Below are 20376 nucleotides of genomic sequence, written 5' to 3' on the forward strand. Positions count from 1 at the left end.
TAAACAAAATGTTTATGTTTTAGTCGTTAAGTAAATTCTATCACCAAAATCCCCGAACTAAAAGCTAGTCAAGTACGAAAAGGAGGGAAAGAAAATGGAAAATAAAGAATTCAATGAACTTTATAAAGAAGCGATTAATTCTAGTTTGGTTCTTGTTAAACAAATTTGCGAATTACAAGAAACAGAAACAAACCCAGCAATGGTTGCATCCATCGCTGAGCTTATAAAGGTAATTACTGAATGTCAATATAACTAATTTCTACTGCATTCATCGCAACTTTATTAGTACCTATAAAGTTGTAGGTTAAAGATTCATTTAATGGTATTTCAGAAAAATCAGAATTAATAGCCGTCCAAGTTCCTCTGTGAAGGTATTTGATTTCTTTTAAGCCTGGTACAGAAATTATTTTACCACTTTTTAAATATATAGTTAATTCCATTTTTATCACCTCACTTTCAATTTAATTATATCAATTGAATTAGAGAACAAACAGCGAACAGGAGGAAACGCATCTATGAAAAACAATGAAGGATATTTTAAAAAGGGTGATTGCATTGAGATTAGTGGTAAAAAAACTTATATCGTAGTTGCAGCTAATGAAGATGAAGTTCAAGTAAGAAGTATCATGTGGTATAAAAATCCACCAATATTAGAAAATAGAATTGATATATATAGTAACAGTACCGAAAACTATTCATCTAAGTATTGGATAAAAATAGTTCCGGCACCGCTAGAATATGGATCAGAAATTCTTAATGTTTTAGCCAACTAACTAAAGGGTGAGTAAGTACTGAAAAGAGAGGAGTGAAAAAATGAACGAAGGAAAAGTAGTTTTAGATGTAGAAATTACTGATATGGATGAAAATTTAGAAAAAGCTAAAAAATTAGTAAACCTACTAAAAGAAGCCAAATCCCTATCAGAAGAATTGGCTTCAATCGAGTTTGAATTTTCGGTAAAAAAATAATTAGAATTTAAGTTCTAGCTTAACATCTTTATTGCAGTAAGGACATTTGCTAGTACCAACTTTAACCTTAATCATTTTTTTACAGTGTTCACAGTTGATTTCATAGGTACTTTTTAAAGCATCATCTTTTGCAAATTGTTTACCTTGTTTTTCTAAATCACGCATCAATTTATCCATATTTATCACCTCACTTTCATTATAAGTATAGCAAAGTGAGTAGGGAAAGGAGAGAGGGATGGATTATTTAAAAATGTTTAGAAGGCAAAAAAAAATAACTCAAAAGGAAATGGCAAAGATTTTGGAGTATTCGTATTCACATTATGTAAAAGTAGAAAATGGTTTTACAAATCCTAGCTATGACTTCTTGTTAAAAATTAAAAATATTTATGTTGATTTTGATTTAAATAAGTTAATAAAAAAATGACCTGCTAGTTTACTGACGAAAATTAACTAGCAGGAATGAATTTTAAAATCGTATAGATTAGTCGTCAGGGCCAATCTTCTAACATTAACTGGTACATTTCCCAGTCGCTGATGTTAGATACTAATAGTTTCTGAATAGCGCCGAGAAAGGTTCCATCTATCTAAGGGTTGTACTACCGTCTTGATTTTGCCAAATATCTGAATAATTTGTACGCACAAAATTCAGTAAGTACAACATTGTTCAATGATAGCAGATCTCGTCTAACGCTAAACTTTTTAAATCTCTAATTTATTAAAAGAAGTGGATGTTCTTTTAATTTTTCAAGGAAAAAATTAGTAGTCAGATACAGCGTTGTTCAAAAGTTTTGTCATAAGACATCACTCCTTCAATAAAGATTAAACAACACAATAATTATACCAAATAATTCCTTTAAAAGGAATATATAAAGGAGAAAACACATGAACATTGAAGAGTTACCCAATTTAATTAAAGAAAAGAAGCAAGGATATCAATTGAAAAAAATGTTTGAAAAAATAGCTGAGGCAATCATAACAGGAATTGAAAATGGTCAAACACAAACAACTATTCCTTTTAAACATGATGATTTAGAACAATTTATTAACGAATTGGAAGAGCAACACATTTTAGTATTCATTGACCCAGAGAGCGAAAAAGTAACAATCGATTGGGGGTTAATCAGTTGACCTCTAAAGTAATTAGTAAAATTTTGAATGAAGCTACTGAAAGAAATCATATCCAACAAACACACTTAGCACGAGAAACACATCGAGCGAAATCAACAATTAATGGTTACTTTAACAACGTTCCAACACCAATTGAAGCGATGACAGAATTAGCTAACGTTATTCATGATTCACAGTTGAGTCAGGAACTTGCTCATGAAGTGTTTGGATCGATTCCATCTATGAAGCCAACAATCTATCAAGATAATGAATTTTCTCTTGATGTGTTACAGAAAAAAGAATCAAATGAACGTAAATTTTTGAAGGAAGAAGTATTGCTATTACTTGCAAAGCAAAACAATTGGCTTGCTGATTCTGATAAAGTTTTTCTTCAAAAATATGTCAATGAATTCTTAGATGAAGTATTGGTTGAGATAAAACTGATTACTAAAATAGCATTAAGAGCAGATGTAGAATTACTTGATTTAATTTCAAAAAGAAAGCCTTATTGGCAACAAATAGGCTATTTAGAAAAGAGGTGATAACTATGAAAGAGAAGGAAATCGAAAGACAAACGTATACAGTTAAGCAAGCAGCTCTAGCTTTGCAAACATCAACTGATAACGTGTATAAGCTAATTAAATTAGGCTATATTCAAGGTTTAAAATTAGGTAGTTTGAAGATTCCAAAGTTTGAAGTATCAAGGTTTTTAGTGGATAACTTAGGTCGAGATTTTGACGATATTTTAAAACCAAAGGAGGAAATGGCTGTATGAATGAACTCATTGGAATTGTTTTAGGATTACTAATCGGAGTATCGACTATTGTAAGTTTGCATCTATCTGAAAATAGAAGTATTTCAGTTAGTGATAGTAAAAAAATAATGAGTGGAGGATTAATCTATGGAGAGAAAAACATTAATCAGCAAAGTAAATGAGTACTTCGGATTTGATGACCGAGAAACAGCATTATGGTACACGGCGTTCTTAAGTTTCGCAGGACTTTGCGGAGTAGTTATTGTGATTGTGGAGGTGTTGAAGTAATGAGTGCGCCAAAGCGAGGAATAAACGGCGAAATTTATTACGCAATTTATAATGTAGTAGCTAAAAAATATCAATTCGGAATATGTGCATATTCAAAAAGAGCTGCAATAAAAAAATTATTTTCTGAAATAGGCTCGGATGCATATAAGTATAGATTTCAAGCTAGACGTGTGGGCATAAAACATCCTTACGCACAGCATTTTGAACGATTAAATAGTCAAAAAAAGACCAACAAGGATTGCACTCCTAGTTAGTCAGCTTAGAAAAAATATTGTACTAAAATTATACCACGAAAAGGAGCAAACACACAAATGAATGAAAACACAGCAAAAATAACTATCGAATTAAACGCTAAAGGTGGACTTAATGCCAAAATGGAAGGAACTACAGAAGATTTGTTGGCTATGTTAGAACTCGGTATAAGTGAAACCTTGCAAGCCGGTTACTGTTGTGAGGGACATTATGAATTAAGAAAAATTGCTCTTCTAACATCGATTATGGGCATGGAGGTAAAAAAATAATGAAAAAAATTAAATTAATCAAACTAACGATTCAAAATTTTAAAGGTTTAACGGATTTAGAACTGGATCTTAACGGTGAGAATATGCAGATATTTGCTGATAACGAAGTAGGTAAAACAACTATTTACGACTCATTTTTATGGGTATTATTCAACAAAGATAGCTTAGGTAAAACGGATTTCCAGTGGAAGCCAACTAACATCAAAGAAGATGAAAACGAAGGTAAACAAACTAAAGTATCTGTTTTATTAAGTGTTGACGGTTCGGAAATCGAATTTTCAAAAACTAGATACGATGCAAAAACTACTAAACGAGGCACAACTGATATTAGCTACACAACCAAAACAAGCTATTCTATTGATGGAATTGAATTGAAAACAGAAAAACAATTCAATGAACGAGTTGCAGAAATCATTGATGAAGCGACATTTAGACGACTTACCAGCAGTAATCATGTTATGGAAGTTATGAAAATGGGTGATAGACGTGCAATGTTGTTCGATTTATTCGGTAATTTATCGGATGAAGAGATTATTAATAGTAAGAAAGAACTCGCTCCATTAATTGGAATTATCGGGAATCATTCAGCTGATGAGGCTACCACTAAAATAAAACAAGAAATTAAAAACCTACAAAAAACGCTTAAAGAAATACCTTCTCAAATTAAAGGGATTCAAAGCATTAAGCCAGATATTGAGGATCTCGATAAGGAAATATTAACTGCTAGAAAAATGACTGCAGAATCAGATGTTAAGAATGCAGAAGATATTTTAATGTCCATTCGTAACGGCTCAGCAGTAACTGAAATAAGAGCTTCACTACAGTTAAAAGTTGCTGAAATTGAAGAGGAAAGAGCAAAGTTCAATGCTCGTCAGAACGTTAAATTAGAAGGAATTAGACAAGGTAAGGAAGAGTTAATCAGTAATTATCATACTGCACAAGATGCGGTTAGAAATGAAGAAACTAGATTGTATGAGCTTAAACAAAATGCAAGCAAAGAACAATACACTTTAGATCAATTAAACAAGGAACTTGATTCAGTTTCAGTGGAATGGAAAACAATTAATAGTGAAGTTTTCCCTACATTTGATGAACATCAGCTTACTTGTGAATCATGCGGTCAAGAGTTGCAACCAGATAAAATTAAAGAGCACAAAGCGAATTATAAGGCGAAATTAGAAGCATTCAACATTAAAAAAGCTCAACAATTAGAAGCAAATAACGCTAAAGGGTCTGAATTATTTAAAAATGTTGAACAGCAACAAGAAATTGTCACTGATTTAATGAATCGTGCTGAAGATAATAAAGTGTTAGAAAACTTGTTAAATAAGGCTTTTGAAGAAAAGACAAAAGTTTCTGATGTGACTAAGACAATTGAGGAACTTCAAGCAGCGACACCAGATTTTGAAACAACAAAAGATTACGAAAAATTAGTTTCAGAAAAAGAAGCTATTACGGTTGAACTTAAAAAGCTTCAAGAATCTGCTGACATTAAAATGGCAGAGCAAGCAAGTTTTGTAAGTGAACTAAAACAGAAATTGAATACGATCAATGAAGAAATCGCTAAATTTGGTGAAGTTGAACGTCAAGACAACCAAATACAAGCTTTAGCTGATGAAGAAAAGCTTCTAGCAAGTCAAAAAGGAGCATTGGAGCAACAATTATTTTTACTTGAAGAATTTACTAGAACCAAGGTAGCACTGCTAGAGGATTCAATTAATAAGCATTTCGGGTTTGTTAAATGGAAATTATTCGAAGACCAAAAAAATGATGGGCTTAAAGAAATATGCGAGCCGGTAAATGATTTAGGCGTTTACTACTCTAAAGGTTTCAGTACTTCAAGACGTATTAAGGCAGGTTTGGACATTGTGAATACACTTATGAAAAAAGAAGGCCTTTGCGTGCCAGTATTCGTTGATAATGCTGAATCAGTAACAGATATGTATGCCGTAGATACTCAAATTATTGAGTTAATCGTCAGCAAAGGGGATAAAAAATTAAGAATCGAAAAGGATGGTGCAGAATAATGACAACCGAAGTTACTAAGCAAGAACATTTTAAAACAGCATTAGCAAAAATTAACGATGCTTACACACCGATGATTACGGAACAACTGGAAGGAAACGGTCTTCAAATGTCTGATTATAAAAAGCAATGTGTACTGAATGCTATTTCAGCTATTAATACAACCGTTCAAAATGCAGGTCTAGAAATCGGAAGTATTGATCAAAGTAATCTAACTCAAATTTTACTAAATGTTGCTTCTTTAGAATTAAACGCAGCTGCTACACCTCGAGAATGCTATTTCATTACTAGAAATGTGAAACAAGGCAAGGGAGATTTACAGAAAACAGTTAAACAAATAGAGCTTGGAATCGAAGGCGATGGAAACGACGCTATTCTTTCTAGGTTCGGACGTAATGTTAAGAAAGTTTATCCATTCTGGTTAGTCCGAGAGCATGACACGTTTATCTACCCTCGTTATAAAGGGATTGAGTTTACACCGCCGGAATGGGAACCGACTGGTGAGGGACGAGTTGAACGAATTGTTTATCCGATTGAAATGAATGATGGTTCAGTAGAATTCCATATTACTGAACGAAATGACGTTAAGAAGAACTTATTAGCTCATATGTACAACAATTTAATGTGGGATAAAGATAAATTTAAGAAAAAACAAGAAATTAAAACAAAAGCATCCACTAAGACTCTAAATGAAATGCTTGAAGATGAATCGCTATTAACACTGGGACAGGTAAGCCCAGCGTGGAAAGACCCTCAAAGTTCAGAATCAATGATTATCCGGAAGATGAGAAATAATATTGTTAAAAAAATCCCTAAAGATTTCTCTAATGCATTCGTAGCAATGACTTATCAAGAACAAACAGATGAAGACTTAAAGGCAGTTCGTCGAGAAGTTGCAGAGGAAGCAAATAAAGAGATCCTAGATTTTGCCGATGTAGAATCAAATCCTGTACAAGCTATTGATGAAAAATCAGATGTGCCGGTACATGAAGTTATTATTGAAGACAAAAAAGAAGTTGTCGAAGTTGTTCCTACTGAAACAATTGAAGAAAATTCTAAAGAATTAGAACAAAACGAATTAGATTTAGACATGATGCCACCACATATTCCTGCTAAAGAAGATACTCCACCATGGTTACGATAAAAAGTTATGGATCATCATCGGCTGGTAATTCTTATATTATCAGCTGTGGTGATACAGCACTTATGTTAGAAGCTGGAGTTCATCCTAAAAAAATGATTGGTGTTAATTGGTCCATAATAAAAGGCTGCCTAATCACTCATGAACATGGAGATCATTCGAAATTCGCTGATAAGCTAGTTCAAAGTGTTGGTTTTGATATCTATTCGAGCACTGGAACGCTTGAAGCTTTACCAGTAGCAAGTTATCGCACGAAACGATTAGGAGCCGAGAAAGTGGCTCAAATTGGAGATTGGAAAGTACTTCCTTTCCTAGTTGAACACGATGTATCTGAACCGTTTGGGTTTCTTATATTAGCGCCAGATGGAAGTAAGATTGTTTTTGCAACAGACACGTATTTTGTTAGAAAGAAATTTATCGGAGTTACTCATTTCATGATTGAATGCAACTATGCGTTAGATATTTTAGATCAGAATGTATCAGCTGGTTATATAGATAACGGTCGAAGAAAACGCCTTTTAACAAGCCATTTCGAACTAGAAAATGTTAAAACATTCTTGAAATTGAATGATTTAAGTCAAGTGAAAGAAACCTGGTTGCTTCATTTAAGCAATCAGAACAGTGATGAGAAAAGATTTAAGCAAGAAATACAATCAATTACAGGTACACCAGTTTATATAGCATAAGGAAGGAGGTAGCCAATTGAATTATTTATCACAGTTACAAGCGTTTAGAGATTACAAGATGTATGAAACTAAATTATCCAGTGGACAAATTGCTTTATGGTACGCATTGATGGAAATAAACAATAAATGTGCATGGATTGAATGGTTTACAGCTGCTAATCAAACGCTTGAAACACTTTCGGGATTATCTAGAGCTGGCATAAATAAAAACAGAAATGTTTTAAAACAGTTAGGTCTAATTGATTTTAAAAGTAATGGTAAAAAAGCTACTTCTTATAAGGTATGTGTACTTTATACGCAAGATAGTATACAAGGGAGTAAACAACAGAGTATACAACACAGTGTACAAGGGAGTATACAAGACAGTAAACAACAGAGTAGTACATTAATTAAACAGAAACTAAACAAAACAGAAACTAAACAGAAACAAGACCAGACGACGACAGCGGATGCGTATTGGCTTCAATTTGTTGAAAATACCGAAAGTCCTTTTATTCTCGAAAATTTAAAAATGTGGGTAGAAGATTTTAAAGGAAACGACGATATTGTTATTCATGGCATTGAAACCATGCTTGCTAACAACGTTCGTAGCTATAAGTATCTGGAAACGATTTTGAAAAATTGGGAATCGAAAGGCTTTAGCATTAGGGCGGATGTTCTTACTTTTGAGGAACAGCGCAAGCAAAAGAAACAGCCAAACCAAGGTGTTAACCGTAAAGAAACCCTTCCAGATTGGGCCAGAGATGATTTTATAAAGCCAGTTAAGATTTATGACGACAGTGAAGAAGCTAGAAAAAAAGCACTAGAGGAGTTGTTGAGCATTGGAGATAATGTGGAACAAACAAATTAGACTCATACCTTTGATTGAGGAATTTCCTTCTTGGCTAGTGAAGGGTTTTTCGGATGATTTTGCGAAGGTCACGAAAAAGGGTTTTTCAATGACATCTGAAAAGGCTGAGAGAGCATTTAAAAATTGTGTAAGACAAGCGCAATTATTTTTGTATCAGCAGGGAAAAGCTAAAAATGGAGAAATTGACTGGGAAAAAACGGGTCAAGAATACCTCGAAGATTTTAAAAAGTGGAATAAGAATAGTTATGAATACTGAAAGAATAAATTCAGAAGAATTAGTTGATATCCTTGATTTTCTTTCAAACTACTGCAGTTCTAAAAACGTTGATGATATCAAAGAGATGGTGACAGATATGGATTTAGCATACTTTCATCATGCAAAAAAGAAAAGAGGTCAAGATCGTGGGATTGGATGAAATTATGGCTGAAATTGACACATTAGTATCGATGTATGATTTTCCGATTAGTGTCCTTCAAGATGTTGAAAAAAGGCTTCTGGATTACCGTGAAGTCAATTATGCAAAACAACAGTTGAGATATTTAACTAATTTAATAAGCGCCGGACTAGTAGAGAGGAGTGGAAAACATGGGGTTAACTGAGTCGCACATGAACTATTACGATGCAAGCGGGCTGGACTTGCCGATAAAAAATCCTAAGCCGTCTACAAATGACAGATATATCAAAGTCGGTGATAAAGTTAGCTGTTTGCTTAAAGACAATAGCACGTTCACCGCGACTGTAGTTAAGTTGATGCAGAAAAGTGCTATCGTTGAGACAGACGAGTTTAAGACAGTAATCAGTTACAAGTCGATGTGGAAGCTATGAACAATCTTAAATGGCAACTCAAACAGTTAGAATTAACCGCTGATTATTTGCTAGATACCAAGAATTTGGCAGCTATCTGGGCGAATATGCATGAGATTGAGAAACCTAAAAAAATTTGGTGGGAGGAATCAAAATGAAATTTAAGTGTATAAGAACATTTGAAATAGACTGCTATGAACTAGATGATGAAGAGTCGTCTTGGATGTTTGAAATAAAAAAAGATAGTTTATGGGAATTGCGAAATAGCTCAGGAGATTACGAAGTCATGTTAGATGATTGTGAAGATGACCGGTGGGTTGGTTTAGATCGTGGGACTTTTAAAAATAATTTTATTAGAATTTTGGAGGAATTAAATGATTAACAGAGTCGTTTTAGTTGGAAGATTAACAAAAGACGCAGACTTAAAATATACACCCAGTGGTGCAGCAGTCGCATCTTTTACAGTAGCTGTTAATAGACAGTTCAAGAACCAAGAGGGTGAACGTGAAGCTGATTTTATCAACTGTGTAGCATGGAGAAAAACTGCGGAAACACTTGCTAATTTTACACGTAAAGGCTCATTAATTGGAGTTGAAGGACGTCTGCAAACTCGTTCTTATGAGAACCAACAAGGTCAGCGTGTTTACGTTACTGAGGTGGTGGTTGATACGTTTTCAATGTTGGAAAAGAAGGCAGATAATGAACAACGTCAAGATTCAGTTAAGCCAGAAACTCAGATTAAACGACCAACTACGAATTATAAACAGAATGATGATCCGTTTGCTGGCAGTCGACCAATCGATATACAAGATGATGATTTACCATTCTAAAATAATAGCTCTGCCGTGTGGGCTACCAGTTTACCTACAGTTCCAAAAAAAAGAACTGGTTGGAGTCGAACCAACAAACCTTGTTAAGTTGATTAGAAAATCTAGTATTGCTACTACGTTTACTATATTTTGCATGTTTATCAATCCCCTTACGTATGTTAGATTCTTTTGGATTGCTAGGAATGTAGTAACACTTAAAACTGCTAGTAAAGCTAAAGCTAGCGCGGAACAAGGTAGCCACGACCATACGGCACAACTATTATTTAGTTAAAAAAAAGACAGGTTCCCCTGCCTAACTCATAAGTATTATAACACGAGGGGGACCATCTTTGGAAATACAAAAAGTGATCGAATTTGAGGATATCGAAAAATTGCTAGGTAGTAATACTGTGGTGATATTTTCTAATGGAGTTATTAAAAAAGTTGAGCTTCCGAGTCATGGAATTATAGAGGTTGTGATACATGACAAGAAGGTCAAACGAGTTAAAGCACACTTAGACGAATTATTTTAAATATAGGTCCCACTGGACATACCAGAGGACACTTTAACAGCGCTTAGGCGTTTGTTGAGGTGTCCTTTTTCTTATTTTGAGGAGGAAAATACACATGAAAAATAATTATAGTGATTTAATTGCAGAATACAAAAATGATTTAAAGCCTATTCGAAAGCTCCATAGTGAAATTGCACAGAAACACTATAAAATTAAGGATAGCAAGGGTAATGTTACAGAAACAGTTGATAATCGCACAGATAAGGAAAAAGCGGACCAAACTATATTGGCTGGAATCATTTCCAGTACCACTTATACCATTGACTGGTTAGAACAGGGATTTGAAAAGAAATTCGGTACGTTAGAAGATATATCGAAGTTATCTAGGAAGCAACGAGAGCAATTGTGGGGCGATATGAACATAGTGGGTATAGATTTAGCTAATAATGTCCCAACTGTAACTATTGAGCCAGAAAACAGCCCCAAAATAGACGAGGATAAGCTCCAAATATTAAATCATATCTTAGAATCGTTAAGTCCAAGAGAAAAAGAGCTATTCTATATATTAAATACTGACTTCCAAACACATGAAGAGGCAGCCGAAACTATGGGTATAACAATTGGATCAGTAAAGCAAATGAGCCAAAGAATTAGTAACAAAATTGATTTTTATTTCAAGTTTGGCAAGCAGACATCATTAGATATTTAAAAAACGGAATTCTTGTCAACCAAAACCCACTAATAAGTGAAGGGTAAATTATTCTTCACATTCGTGTGTTTTTCCTCCTTTTTATCATGGTTGTGCGTGATAGGGTTGTCCTATAGCTCAATTGGTAGAGCAACTGATTTTTAATCAGAAGGTTGGTGGTTCGGGTCCGCCTAGGATAGTATCTTCTAGTCATCATCGACGTTGGGGAAGAAGTTTGAACCTCATAGCCTTTACACGGAGGTTGTGAGTGTTTTTGCAATAAATATCATCGACTTTAAAAAAAAGAAGTAATTTAACAAATAACTTTAAAGTTTAGCCTTAATGTGATATTATTTAGCTATTCTAAATAAATGCATAAGGGGAGAAGTCTATGAATTATAAAATTGACGAAAAATCGAATAAATTAATTGTAAAAGGTATTATGAATGGGTTTGAAGCTTATTTAAATGAAAGAAAACTTAAGAATGAAGAACTAGAAATAAGTGGAGCGTTTGCTTGGACACGTGGGAATTTTATTGATGATGCAATAGCAAAAGAATGTAAATTAAATGGAATGAAGTTCAATAAAAGAACAGCTGGTTATTCTTGGGAATATCTAGACTACGAAGTTGAAGATACAAACGAAAAATATCTAGTAGTAGTAAAAAGTCCGGCTTTTAAAAAGGAATATCAAAAGGAAAATAAAAGTTTTCCAAAAAACTATATAAATCAAATGTCTGAAAGTATCAATGGAGACTTAGTTGAATCAGAAGATTTTAAAAAGTTCGTTGGGAAATCTGAGAATTATACCTTAGAAGTTGGATTACCTTTTAAACAAAGTAAATTAAATTTAGCCCAGAATGAGTATTCTAGATTTTATATAATCGTTTACGATTTTAATGTTGAAAAAAACATTAGTGAAATAGCTTCTTATATTCCAAGTAGTGATGGTACATTATATAAAATAGAAGATTTAACAAGGCATATTGAAGATAGTGGTGTAATTATTACAGATGATTTGTTGGATGCATTGAATAAAGATGAGAACATCAACTATCCAAAAGAAAAAGGTTTACCAGGAGAAGATATTTTCGGATTCAATATTGAAGCTGATAAAAAATAAATAATTGTGAGGTGATATTTTGTTTGTTGGAAGTAAGTTAAAAGACACCAGAATATTACATGGTTTTTCAAGAAATGAACTAGCGCTCTCTGTAGGAGTTACAGAGCAAGCTATATGGCAATATGAACAAAACTCGATACAACCCAAATTTGAAACGTTAATGAAGTTGAGCGAACTATTTTCGGTAGAATCGAAATATTACTATAAAAAAAATTTATTGGACCATGTGACAGATGAAAACAAAATTGCATATAGGAATGTAGATCGTCAACAAAAGAACAAAACTGTATCTGAAGCTTACTATTTAGATTTTGTACACATGATTCTTTCTGATTTAAATAATAACGTACAATTATTCAACAACCAGATGATAATGATAAGAAATATTGTGATGAATAAAAGAAAAAGCGGTTCAAGTATTGAAGAATGTGCAGATATTGCTAGGTCTCAATTAAAAATAATATCGAATCGAGAGTTAATGCTAACTTTGGAAAAAAATGGAATTATCATATTGGAAAGAGAATTATTTAGTACAAAAACAGATGCGTACAGTACATGGGTACAGGAAGTTCCGTACATTGTTTTAAGTAGCAAGAGTAAGTCTTTTGTTAGAAGGAATTTTGATTTAGCTCATGAACTAGGGCATTTATTACTTCATTATGATGAAGACATTACCAGTCTTGATAAAGATGATTTTAAACTAATTGAAAGTGAAGCAAATGATTTTGCAAGTAGTTTCTTGATGCCTAGAGAAGAGTTCCTAGCAGATTTATCAATTATAAAAGGACGAATATCTAACCCTGAATATTATATTGAAATGAAGAAAAAGTATTTTGTATCTATTCAAGCAATGGGGTATAACGCATATAAGTTAGGAGAAATGAGTTATAGACAAAACAGTTATTTCTTTTCTCAAATAAATAAGTTAGACATGCAGAAAGTTGAACCGTTGGATATGGATTTTTTAGTAAAAAAGCCCAAAAAAATAGTGACATTGCTTGATTATCTTGATAAAAATAAACTTTATTCAATCAAAGAAATGTTAATACAGTATGATGTTAAAGTGGAATTTTTCTCTAAGGTTTTTGGAATTTATCCTGAGTTTTTCTATGAACGTATTTCTAAAGAAGTAAGCGTCACTGAACTGTTTGATTTTAAAAAACAAAAAACTTAGCTAATTAATGGCACTCAATCGAGTGTCTTTTTATTTTGCTCTAAATACATAAATTTTAAGGGGGTGGTGTTTATGGCAAAGGAGTTGTCAGAAGCTACAAGACAAAAGTATGATCTATTTGTTGCTGCTTATATTCGTTGTTTCAATGCCACTAAGGCAGCCGTTGAAGCTGGTTATAAGGCAAGTAATGCTAAAAATCAGGGAAGCAATATGCTTACTTATCCCTACATTAAAGAAAAAATCAACGTTGAACTTGGAAGGTTGCGCCAACGCTTTGCTGACGAGGGTAACAGGGCTTTTGCTGACCTATTGAATATTCTATCAGATTTAGATTTAAAACTCCGTAGGCACGACGAGGCGGAGCTGAAGATCAATAAATATGAGAATGAGCTTATTAAAGATAATAATTCGTTTAGCATTTTAAATAGGCAAATAGAAAAGCTAGCTCGTAAACTAAAAGCGATTGATGGTCGTAAGAAAGATAGTAAAGAAGAGAAAAAGATTTTGCTTATTGAAATGGAAGAAAAGCAAGATGAATCATTTCAAATGGGCTTAGATTTACGTGAAAAACGAACGCTGGTTGAAATAGAACATAGCAATATTTTGAAGCCGGCTCAGTGGGAGAAAATGCTCTCTCTTAAAGCTGACGTACTTCAAGATATACTTGATAGAGGTGGATTTAAACCGCCTGACAAGGTAGAACATAGTGGTCATTTAGGCATACCTGTTAATCCAGAACTAACTAAATTAACGAAAAAGGAGCTAGAAGTCATTGCTAAGCAATTTAGAGATGGAAACACTAGCTAAGCAAGCGGAAAGCGTGCTAAATCAAAACTATTTTGACCACTATGTCAAATTTGCACACAACGGACAATACGAACATTTTAGACACACGAAACTTGTATGTAAATACTTGCAACGCATTGCAGATGGGGAACAGCTCGCACTTATGATTGAAATGCCACCTCGGCATGGAAAGTCAATGACAGTGACAGAGTCGTTTCCTTCTTTTTATTTAGGTAAGAATCCTGAGAAGCGAGTTATTACTGCTTCTTATTCAGATAGTTTAGCTAAAAAGTTTGGTAGAAAGAATAAAGATAAGTTTAAAGAATTTGCTGGACCACTAAATAATTTAGAGTTATCTAAAACTAATGCTGCCGTTAAAGACTGGGGTATTGAAGGTCATTCAGGTGGAATGCTTTCAACTGGTGTAGGTGGCTCTATTACTGGTCATGGTGCAGATTTAATGATTATTGATGATCCAATTAAGAACCAACAAGATGCATCATCTGAAACAATTAGAGAGAAAATTTGGGATGAATGGGAGTCTACACTGTCAACACGTTTACATGGTGGAGCTTCTGTTATCGTTGTAATGACTCGCTGGCACGAAGATGATATTATTGGTCGTTTATTAAAACAAAGCGCTCGTCCTTGGATTCGTTTGAGACTACCTGCAGTTGCAGAAGATGAAACAGATTTACTTCACCGAAAAATCGGTGAAGTTCTTTGTCCTGAACTTGGTTATGACGAGAAATGGGCGAAACAGAAGCAAAAAGAAGTAGGATCAAGAACGTGGTCTTCCTTGTATCAACAACGCCCAACTCCTGCTGGAGGAAGCATATTTAAACGTAAATGGGTTAAGTATTATGTGCCAAGTCGAGAAGTAAAAGACCGATTGAATTTATCGGATGAAACGATCATTCTTCCTCGTTTATTTGATAAACAAGTCCAGTCTTGGGATTGCACTTTTAAGGATGCCGAGACCAGTGATTTCGTTGCAGGTCAAGTATGGGCTAAGAAAAAAGCTGATTATTTCTTATTAGCAAGGAGAAAAGAAAAGTTGAATTTCACTGCTACTTTAAAAGCTATACGTGAAATGTCTGAGAACTGGCCCAATGCTAGAGCTAAATATGTTGAGGATAAAGCCAATGGTTCAGCTGTTATTTCAGTATTAGAAAATGAAATATCTGGAATCATTCCTGTTAATCCGGAAGGCGGTAAAGAAGTGAGAGCAAACGCTGTCGCACCAGTATGGGAAAGTGGAAATGTTTATTTACCACATCCCGACTATGCACCTTGGGTAAATGAATTACTTGATGAACTTGAAGCATTTCCAAATGGCGCACATGACGATGAAGTGGATGCTATGACGCAAGCATTAATTAAAATTACTAGTAGTGGCAGAAGTTTGCTAGAAAGATACAGGAATGGTTAAGAAGGGAGTGATTAAGTGGGATCAGCAAAAATATTACTTACTGACAAAAAAGGCAGTATTATCAATGATTTTATGGTTGGAAATGGTAAAGGATATGCTAAAGACAATTTAACTAGGCAAGTGCCAGGACAAAGACGACAATTAGCACCTTCTGATTTAGAAGACCTTTATAGTTCAAACTCTATGGCTGCTAATATTATTGATATCCCAGCAGAGGATGCAACCCGTTCTGGATGGACGTTGAAAATGAAAGATGATAAATTAAAAGCTCTTTATGAATCACGACTTAGGCAATTAAAAGCTAAAGATATGTTTAAACAGTTAAATATATATGATCGTTTGTATGGAGATGGATTTATTAGTCTTGGATTGGTGCAAAATAGCAAATTTGAATTAAGTGATGAAGTTAAATTAGATGATTTAAAGAAAATTACGTATCTGAACGCTTTTTCTAGCAAAAAAATAACCAACAGAGTGATTGATGAAGATGTTTTTAGTCCTCATTATGGTAAATCGGAATTCTTTGATATTAACAATCGTTCTAAAACTGGTGCTGAAATAGCTGGTCAAACACAAGTTTCTGTCCATCATTCACGCTTAATCCATCAACAATCTACAAGGTTTGAGGACGAAATAGAAGGGACTTCACTCTTAGAAGGACTTTATGATATTCTCACAGTAATGGATACTAGTTTGTGGTCGGTTGGTCAAATCATGTATGACTTTGTCTTTAAAGTATTTAAATCTAAAGATGTCGGTGACTTAAGTAAAGCTGATAAAGCTGAGTTAGGAATGCTTATGGATTATAAGTTTAGAACTGAAGCTTTAGCAGTTATCGCAAATGATGAAGAACTTGGTAAAGAATCAACTAATGTCTCAGGTATTAACCAATTGCTCGACTTTACATGGGATTATCTGGCAGGTGCTGCTAGGATGCCTAAAACAGTATTAAAAGGCCAAGAAGCAGGAACTTTAACAGGCGCTCAATATGATGTAATGAACTATTATTCACGTATAGCTTCAATGCAAGAGAACTCAATGCGGCCACAGCTAGAATACCTTGTAAGATTATTGATGTGGTGTGAAGATGAGTGCGGTGGTCGAATAGACCCCGATTCAATCGAATGGTCTATTGAATTTAATCCACTTTGGAGTGTTGATAGTAAAACAGATGCTGAGATTCGTAAACTTACAGCTGAATCAGATAAAATTTATATTGAGAGCGGTGTGCTGGATCCTTCAGATGTTCAAGAAGCAAGGTTTGGTCGTTTTGGTGTTACAGAAACTAGCAAGTTCAATGCAGATTCAGCAGCTGATATTGATAAGTTAGCCGAAGCTGTTTATAAAAAATACAAGGAAAACCGAGCAGATGGCTAGGATACCTCGTACTAGATACCCGTTGAACATCGAAAAAAGTTATGCTAAAAATATAAATCAACTAGTAAATGAGCTTGATTCTCTTGTTTTATATGAGTTTGATAAAATAGTTGCACCTGAGATTGACAAAGAGCGTTTAATTAGTGATGACTCGCTAAATGATTCTATTTTAGATTTCATTAAAAATGCAATAGTAAAGATAAAAGGTTTATTTCTTGGAGCACTTTCCAGCAGAAATTCAACAAAGGCTGCAACTAAGTTTGCTAATTCTTTAAGTAGTGTTAGTAAATCAAACATGAACGCACAGTTTACTTCAAAAGGTATTAATCCAATAAATTCAGAACCTTGGTTAAAAAGTTATCTTGCAAGTAAAATAGCTGAAAATGTTAGCTATATTACAAATATTCGAGATGATTATTCATCTAAAATAGAACAAATCATCTATCGAGGAGTGACAAATGGTCAATCTTCCGCAGAGATGCGCGAAGAGCTGATTAAACAAACTGGAATGGCCAGGAAAAAAGCTGATTTTATAGCGCGAGATCAAACAGGTTCAATGTTGGGTCAAATGACAGCCAAACGACATCAAGAAGCTGGAATTAAGGCTTTTAGGTGGAGCGATAGTGGAGATTCAAAAGTAAGAGATTCACATCGTGAACGTGATGGTAAAATTTATTATTATGCTGAAAATCCATTATTACCCGGTGAAGAATATAACTGCAGATGTGTAGAAGAACCGGTTTTTGATGACGAGCTAGTTCAAATTGAAGCAGAACAGGCATTAAATGAGCTAACTGAAAATGAAGAGTATGCAATTAACACTTATATTAGTTCGGAAGCCTATCGTATAAATGATAAGCTTAGAAATGATTATGATTTAGATGAGAAGGACTCGAAACTTCTTAAAGAATTAGATAGTGCTCTTAGCAAGATGGATAAGTTTGAAGGTGATTTAAATCGATCGTATACCTTTAGGTCGAAAGAAGATTTAATAAATTTTGTTACTCCGTTAAGAATTGGAGAGACTAGAAGATTTAAAGAATACATGTCAACTTCAATCGATGTTTATGATCCAGGTAATCAGTTGCTCCTAATCATTAGAAATGCCAAAAAGGGTAGAAATATTAGTCAAATAAATGAAAATGAGCTTGAAGTCTTGTATGAAAGAGGAGCTACCTTTATAGTTATAGAAAGATACCGACTTGAAACAGGTGTCTTGGTAATTGAATTGGAGGAATTCCATGACTAAAAAATACAAACCTTATGAGCATCCAAGATGGAAAGATAACCCGATAAGTGAACATGTCGGTTTTGTTCCTGAACAACTTTCTAAAGAAGAACAGAAAGAGCGTGACCGTAAAGAAAAAGAGTTTATGGATGGCGTTAATGATCTTGCCAAGACTCTTGAAAAAAATGATTAGGACCTGCTAAATTAGCTAGGTCTATTTTTGTGCCTTAAATTTGAAAGGTGGTGAGGGTATGGGAAAACAGAAAAAAGAAGCGGTTCAAGAAACCGAATCAGCAAGTACAGTGGAGGTTAAGCCAGTTAAAGCTGTAAAGACTCCACCAACTGAATTTATGGAGACTAAGCCGGCAATTCACATTGTAGATGATGGAGAAACGCTTTATTCGATTGCTACAAAGCATCGCATAACTGTAGGATTGTTAAAGGAATTGAATTTCAATGACACAAATCCAAATGTTTATGTTGGGCAACAATTAAAATTAATGGGATAGGGGGCTAAATCTGATGGGACGTGTTAACCTCTATGACAAAGCACTAATTGAAGATTTTAGCGAAACTGATGAGGGCTATCTTACTGTCAAAGCACCAATCACTAGACCGGGCGTGTTTCCTTATTTAACAAAAGATGGAGCTGTAGAAATGCAGGCGAAGCTACCAGAAGAGTTGTTTTCTGATAAAACAATCAAATCTGCAAATGCTAAACCAGTTACAGATGACCATCCACATGAGGCAGTTACTGCGAAGAATTTTACAAAATACTCAAAAGGTATGACTCATACTGATGCAAGGGTTGAAAATAATACTTTAGTCGTGTCATTTACTGTCACAGATTCTGCTACAATTCAAAAAATTAAGGCTGGGAAACGTGAATTGTCAATTGGTTTTAGTGCTGATGTCAAAGACGAAAAAGGGAATTATAGCGGTATGAACTATGATTCTGTTCAAAGAAATATGCAAGTTAATCATCTAGCAATAGTTGATAAAGGTCGGGCGGGTCCAGAGGTTGCAATCCTCAATGATTCTGTCGATTTTGTCATGGACTCAAAAAAAAATAAGCAAAATGGAGGGAATAAAATGCCACAAATTATTATTGATGGTTCCGAGTTTGAAGTAGACACAGCTGTTAAATCAAAATTTGACGCTTTAACTGCACAGGCAGATGCTGCTGAAACTAAAGCAAAAGGATTAGATGCATTGCAGGGGGAACGTGATGCATTAAAAGAAAAATTAGATGCTAAAGAAGCTGAGATTACTGAGCTTAAGAAAAATCAAGTAAACGAAGACGAGATGGATACACGTGTTCAAGCACGGATTGAATTAGTTGAAAAAGCTAAACCTATTCTTGGTGATTCTTTTGAATTTAATGGTAAATCAGATCGTACGGTTAAAGAAGCAGCTATCTTAGAAACAAAAAAAGATTTTAAGGCTGATGGGAAATCAGATGATTATATTGATGCATTCTTTGACTCAATGACTGAACTAGTTGCTGATAAAGGATTCACTCACGGAGTTAATTTCTCTGATGCTAAAGATAAAGAAAAGGCTGCAGATGAAGAAATTAATCAGAAGAAACAAAATCGCTTAAATATGAATAAGAAGGGAGAAAAATAATCATGACAATTCCATACCCACAAAAGTATATGGCTCCAGAGTTAGGTATTGGCAAATTAGCTAACTATCAAAATACACAAGCTGATTCCAAAGCGGTTGGTACGAATAGCATTAAATTCGGACAAGCAGTGCAAGTTACTGAAAGCATCGCAGCACCTTATACTACTGGTAATTTCTTTGGTGTTGCGCTTGCTAAGAATTATGTTGACGAAATCAACTTCAATGATGATAAAAAAATAGGAGAATATCGTCAAGGTGAAATGGTAGCTGTTTTACGAAAAGGATCTATCTGGGTTCAAGTTGACGAAGATGTTAAAGAAGGCGAGTATGCTAGTGTTAAAGCAACTGGTAACTTTGGTAGTGTTTCTACAGCAGAAGACTCAACAGATAAGCCGATTGGTATTTTTCAAACAAGTGCACAAGCAGGCAGCTTAGCAATTTTACAAATTAACTTACCTTAAAAAGGAGGAATAAA

34 protein-coding genes and 1 tRNA gene are annotated in these 20376 nt (G+C 34.2%); 33 read left to right on the forward strand and 2 right to left on the reverse strand.

Translation table 11 applies throughout. The features are described from left to right. Positions 1-94 precede the first annotated feature (94 nt). Entirely contained in the window at positions 95-256 is a 162-nt protein-coding gene (locus BR43_RS20060) for a hypothetical protein (RefSeq protein WP_157464101.1), read from the forward strand. Here the strand turns inward: BR43_RS20060 and BR43_RS18530 are convergent. Further along, positions 234-440 carry a hypothetical protein gene (locus tag BR43_RS18530; RefSeq protein ID WP_034564722.1) on the reverse strand — a complete coding sequence of 69 codons (207 nt, stop codon included), beginning with the start codon at positions 438-440 and terminating at the stop codon, positions 234-236. The two genes, BR43_RS20060 and BR43_RS18530, sit on opposite strands and share 23 nt — an antisense overlap. 75 nt (positions 441-515) lie before the next feature. Between BR43_RS18530 and BR43_RS18535 the strand changes: the two genes are divergently transcribed. Then, the gene (locus BR43_RS18535) at positions 516-773 is read left to right on the forward strand and encodes a hypothetical protein (RefSeq protein ID WP_034564724.1); all 258 of its coding nucleotides are present in this window, start codon (positions 516-518) and stop codon (positions 771-773) included. Positions 774-813: 40 nt separating this feature from the next. Further along, positions 814-966 (forward strand): hypothetical protein, encoded by a 153-nt coding sequence (locus BR43_RS20250; protein WP_162922006.1) that lies wholly within the window; start codon positions 814-816, stop codon positions 964-966. On the opposite strand, the gene BR43_RS20065 is transcribed toward BR43_RS20250, so the two are convergent. Beyond that, positions 967-1143, reverse strand: coding sequence for a hypothetical protein (locus tag BR43_RS20065; RefSeq protein ID WP_155520293.1), 177 nt, complete (start codon positions 1141-1143; stop codon positions 967-969). A gap of 58 nt (positions 1144-1201) precedes the next feature. Between BR43_RS20065 and BR43_RS18540 the strand changes: the two genes are divergently transcribed. From BR43_RS18540 to BR43_RS18680, 30 genes are all read left to right on the forward strand, one after another. After that, complete coding sequence (locus BR43_RS18540) at positions 1202-1390, forward strand: helix-turn-helix domain-containing protein (RefSeq protein WP_034564726.1); 189 nt, start codon at positions 1202-1204, stop codon at positions 1388-1390. A 458-nt stretch (positions 1391-1848) separates the two neighbouring features. Further along, complete coding sequence (locus tag BR43_RS18545) at positions 1849-2094, forward strand: DUF2913 family protein (protein WP_034564728.1); 246 nt, start codon at positions 1849-1851, stop codon at positions 2092-2094. After that, positions 2091-2615 (forward strand): hypothetical protein, encoded by a 525-nt coding sequence (locus BR43_RS18550; RefSeq protein WP_034564730.1) that lies wholly within the window; start codon positions 2091-2093, stop codon positions 2613-2615. The genes BR43_RS18545 and BR43_RS18550 overlap by 4 nt, the downstream gene beginning before the upstream one ends. Positions 2616-2620: 5 nt before the next feature. Beyond that, positions 2621-2848: a MerR family transcriptional regulator gene (locus BR43_RS18555; RefSeq protein ID WP_034564732.1), complete on the forward strand. Its 228-nt coding sequence runs from the start codon at positions 2621-2623 to the stop codon at positions 2846-2848. Then, positions 2845-3009 (forward strand): hypothetical protein, encoded by a 165-nt coding sequence (locus BR43_RS20255; RefSeq protein ID WP_169741078.1) that lies wholly within the window; start codon positions 2845-2847, stop codon positions 3007-3009. The genes BR43_RS18555 and BR43_RS20255 overlap by 4 nt, the downstream gene beginning before the upstream one ends. A gap of 105 nt (positions 3010-3114) precedes the next feature. After that, on the forward strand, positions 3115-3369 hold the full coding sequence (locus tag BR43_RS18560; RefSeq protein WP_034564734.1) for a hypothetical protein: 255 nt from the start codon (positions 3115-3117) through the stop codon (positions 3367-3369). A gap of 57 nt (positions 3370-3426) precedes the next feature. Next, complete coding sequence (locus BR43_RS18565) at positions 3427-3636, forward strand: hypothetical protein (protein WP_034564736.1); 210 nt, start codon at positions 3427-3429, stop codon at positions 3634-3636. Further along, positions 3636-5663: an AAA family ATPase gene (locus BR43_RS18570; RefSeq protein ID WP_034564738.1), complete on the forward strand. Its 2028-nt coding sequence runs from the start codon at positions 3636-3638 to the stop codon at positions 5661-5663. Before BR43_RS18565 ends, BR43_RS18570 begins: the two co-directional genes overlap by 1 nt. Beyond that, on the forward strand, positions 5663-6805 hold the full coding sequence (locus BR43_RS18575; protein WP_034564741.1) for a hypothetical protein: 1143 nt from the start codon (positions 5663-5665) through the stop codon (positions 6803-6805). The genes BR43_RS18570 and BR43_RS18575 overlap by 1 nt, the downstream gene beginning before the upstream one ends. Continuing rightward, positions 6793-7488: an MBL fold metallo-hydrolase gene (locus tag BR43_RS18580; RefSeq protein ID WP_034564743.1), complete on the forward strand. Its 696-nt coding sequence runs from the start codon at positions 6793-6795 to the stop codon at positions 7486-7488. The genes BR43_RS18575 and BR43_RS18580 overlap by 13 nt, the downstream gene beginning before the upstream one ends. Before the next feature lie 16 nt (positions 7489-7504). After that, on the forward strand, positions 7505-8338 hold the full coding sequence (locus BR43_RS18585; protein ID WP_034564745.1) for a DnaD domain protein: 834 nt from the start codon (positions 7505-7507) through the stop codon (positions 8336-8338). After that, entirely contained in the window at positions 8310-8594 is a 285-nt protein-coding gene (locus tag BR43_RS18590; protein WP_034564747.1) for a hypothetical protein, read from the forward strand. Before BR43_RS18585 ends, BR43_RS18590 begins: the two co-directional genes overlap by 29 nt. Continuing rightward, a complete protein-coding gene (locus BR43_RS20070) occupies positions 8584-8754 on the forward strand; it encodes a hypothetical protein (protein WP_157464103.1) in 171 nt (56 codons plus the stop codon). Before BR43_RS18590 ends, BR43_RS20070 begins: the two co-directional genes overlap by 11 nt. Beyond that, entirely contained in the window at positions 8741-8938 is a 198-nt protein-coding gene (locus tag BR43_RS18595; RefSeq protein ID WP_034564751.1) for a DUF6877 family protein, read from the forward strand. The genes BR43_RS20070 and BR43_RS18595 overlap by 14 nt, the downstream gene beginning before the upstream one ends. Before the next feature lie 222 nt (positions 8939-9160). Continuing rightward, a complete protein-coding gene (locus BR43_RS20075; RefSeq protein ID WP_157464105.1) occupies positions 9161-9301 on the forward strand; it encodes a hypothetical protein in 141 nt (46 codons plus the stop codon). Next, a complete protein-coding gene (locus BR43_RS18605; RefSeq protein ID WP_034564755.1) occupies positions 9298-9525 on the forward strand; it encodes a hypothetical protein in 228 nt (75 codons plus the stop codon). Before BR43_RS20075 ends, BR43_RS18605 begins: the two co-directional genes overlap by 4 nt. Beyond that, a complete protein-coding gene (ssb, locus tag BR43_RS18610; RefSeq protein ID WP_034564757.1) occupies positions 9518-9973 on the forward strand; it encodes a single-stranded DNA-binding protein in 456 nt (151 codons plus the stop codon). Before BR43_RS18605 ends, ssb begins: the two co-directional genes overlap by 8 nt. Before the next feature lie 329 nt (positions 9974-10302). Continuing rightward, on the forward strand, positions 10303-10485 hold the full coding sequence (locus BR43_RS18620; RefSeq protein WP_034564760.1) for an XtrA/YqaO family protein: 183 nt from the start codon (positions 10303-10305) through the stop codon (positions 10483-10485). A gap of 94 nt (positions 10486-10579) precedes the next feature. Beyond that, positions 10580-11173 (forward strand): sigma factor-like helix-turn-helix DNA-binding protein, encoded by a 594-nt coding sequence (locus tag BR43_RS18625; protein ID WP_034564762.1) that lies wholly within the window; start codon positions 10580-10582, stop codon positions 11171-11173. A 106-nt stretch (positions 11174-11279) separates the two neighbouring features. Beyond that, positions 11280-11352, forward strand: a tRNA-Lys gene (locus BR43_RS18630). A 191-nt stretch (positions 11353-11543) separates the two neighbouring features. Continuing rightward, a complete protein-coding gene (locus tag BR43_RS18635) occupies positions 11544-12275 on the forward strand; it encodes a spr1630 family ClpXP-sensitive toxin (RefSeq protein ID WP_034564764.1) in 732 nt (243 codons plus the stop codon). Positions 12276-12294: 19 nt separating this feature from the next. After that, complete coding sequence (locus BR43_RS18640) at positions 12295-13449, forward strand: spr1629 family repressor/antitoxin (protein ID WP_034564766.1); 1155 nt, start codon at positions 12295-12297, stop codon at positions 13447-13449. 72 nt (positions 13450-13521) lie between these two features. Then, positions 13522-14256 (forward strand): terminase small subunit, encoded by a 735-nt coding sequence (locus tag BR43_RS18645; protein ID WP_034564769.1) that lies wholly within the window; start codon positions 13522-13524, stop codon positions 14254-14256. After that, a complete protein-coding gene (gene terL / locus BR43_RS18650) occupies positions 14240-15667 on the forward strand; it encodes a phage terminase large subunit (RefSeq protein WP_034565426.1) in 1428 nt (475 codons plus the stop codon). Before BR43_RS18645 ends, terL begins: the two co-directional genes overlap by 17 nt. 15 nt (positions 15668-15682) lie before the next feature. Next, on the forward strand, positions 15683-17044 hold the full coding sequence (locus tag BR43_RS18655) for an anti-CBASS protein Acb1 family protein (protein WP_051934037.1): 1362 nt from the start codon (positions 15683-15685) through the stop codon (positions 17042-17044). A gap of 22 nt (positions 17045-17066) precedes the next feature. Further along, positions 17067-18293: a minor capsid protein gene (locus BR43_RS18660; RefSeq protein ID WP_245617888.1), complete on the forward strand. Its 1227-nt coding sequence runs from the start codon at positions 17067-17069 to the stop codon at positions 18291-18293. Next, positions 18286-18465, forward strand: coding sequence for a hypothetical protein (locus BR43_RS18665; RefSeq protein ID WP_034564774.1), 180 nt, complete (start codon positions 18286-18288; stop codon positions 18463-18465). Before BR43_RS18660 ends, BR43_RS18665 begins: the two co-directional genes overlap by 8 nt. Before the next feature lie 58 nt (positions 18466-18523). Then, entirely contained in the window at positions 18524-18781 is a 258-nt protein-coding gene (locus BR43_RS18670) for a LysM peptidoglycan-binding domain-containing protein (protein WP_034564776.1), read from the forward strand. Positions 18782-18794: 13 nt separating this feature from the next. Then, on the forward strand, positions 18795-19901 hold the full coding sequence (locus tag BR43_RS18675) for a DUF2213 domain-containing protein (protein WP_034564779.1): 1107 nt from the start codon (positions 18795-18797) through the stop codon (positions 19899-19901). Positions 19902-19903: 2 nt separating this feature from the next. After that, positions 19904-20362 (forward strand): structural cement protein Gp24, encoded by a 459-nt coding sequence (locus tag BR43_RS18680; protein ID WP_034564782.1) that lies wholly within the window; start codon positions 19904-19906, stop codon positions 20360-20362. Positions 20363-20376: the final 14 nt, after the last annotated feature.

Origin of the sequence: Carnobacterium gallinarum DSM 4847, assembly GCF_000744375.1 — a bacterium.
Lineage (GTDB): Bacteria > Bacillota > Bacilli > Lactobacillales > Carnobacteriaceae > Carnobacterium > Carnobacterium gallinarum.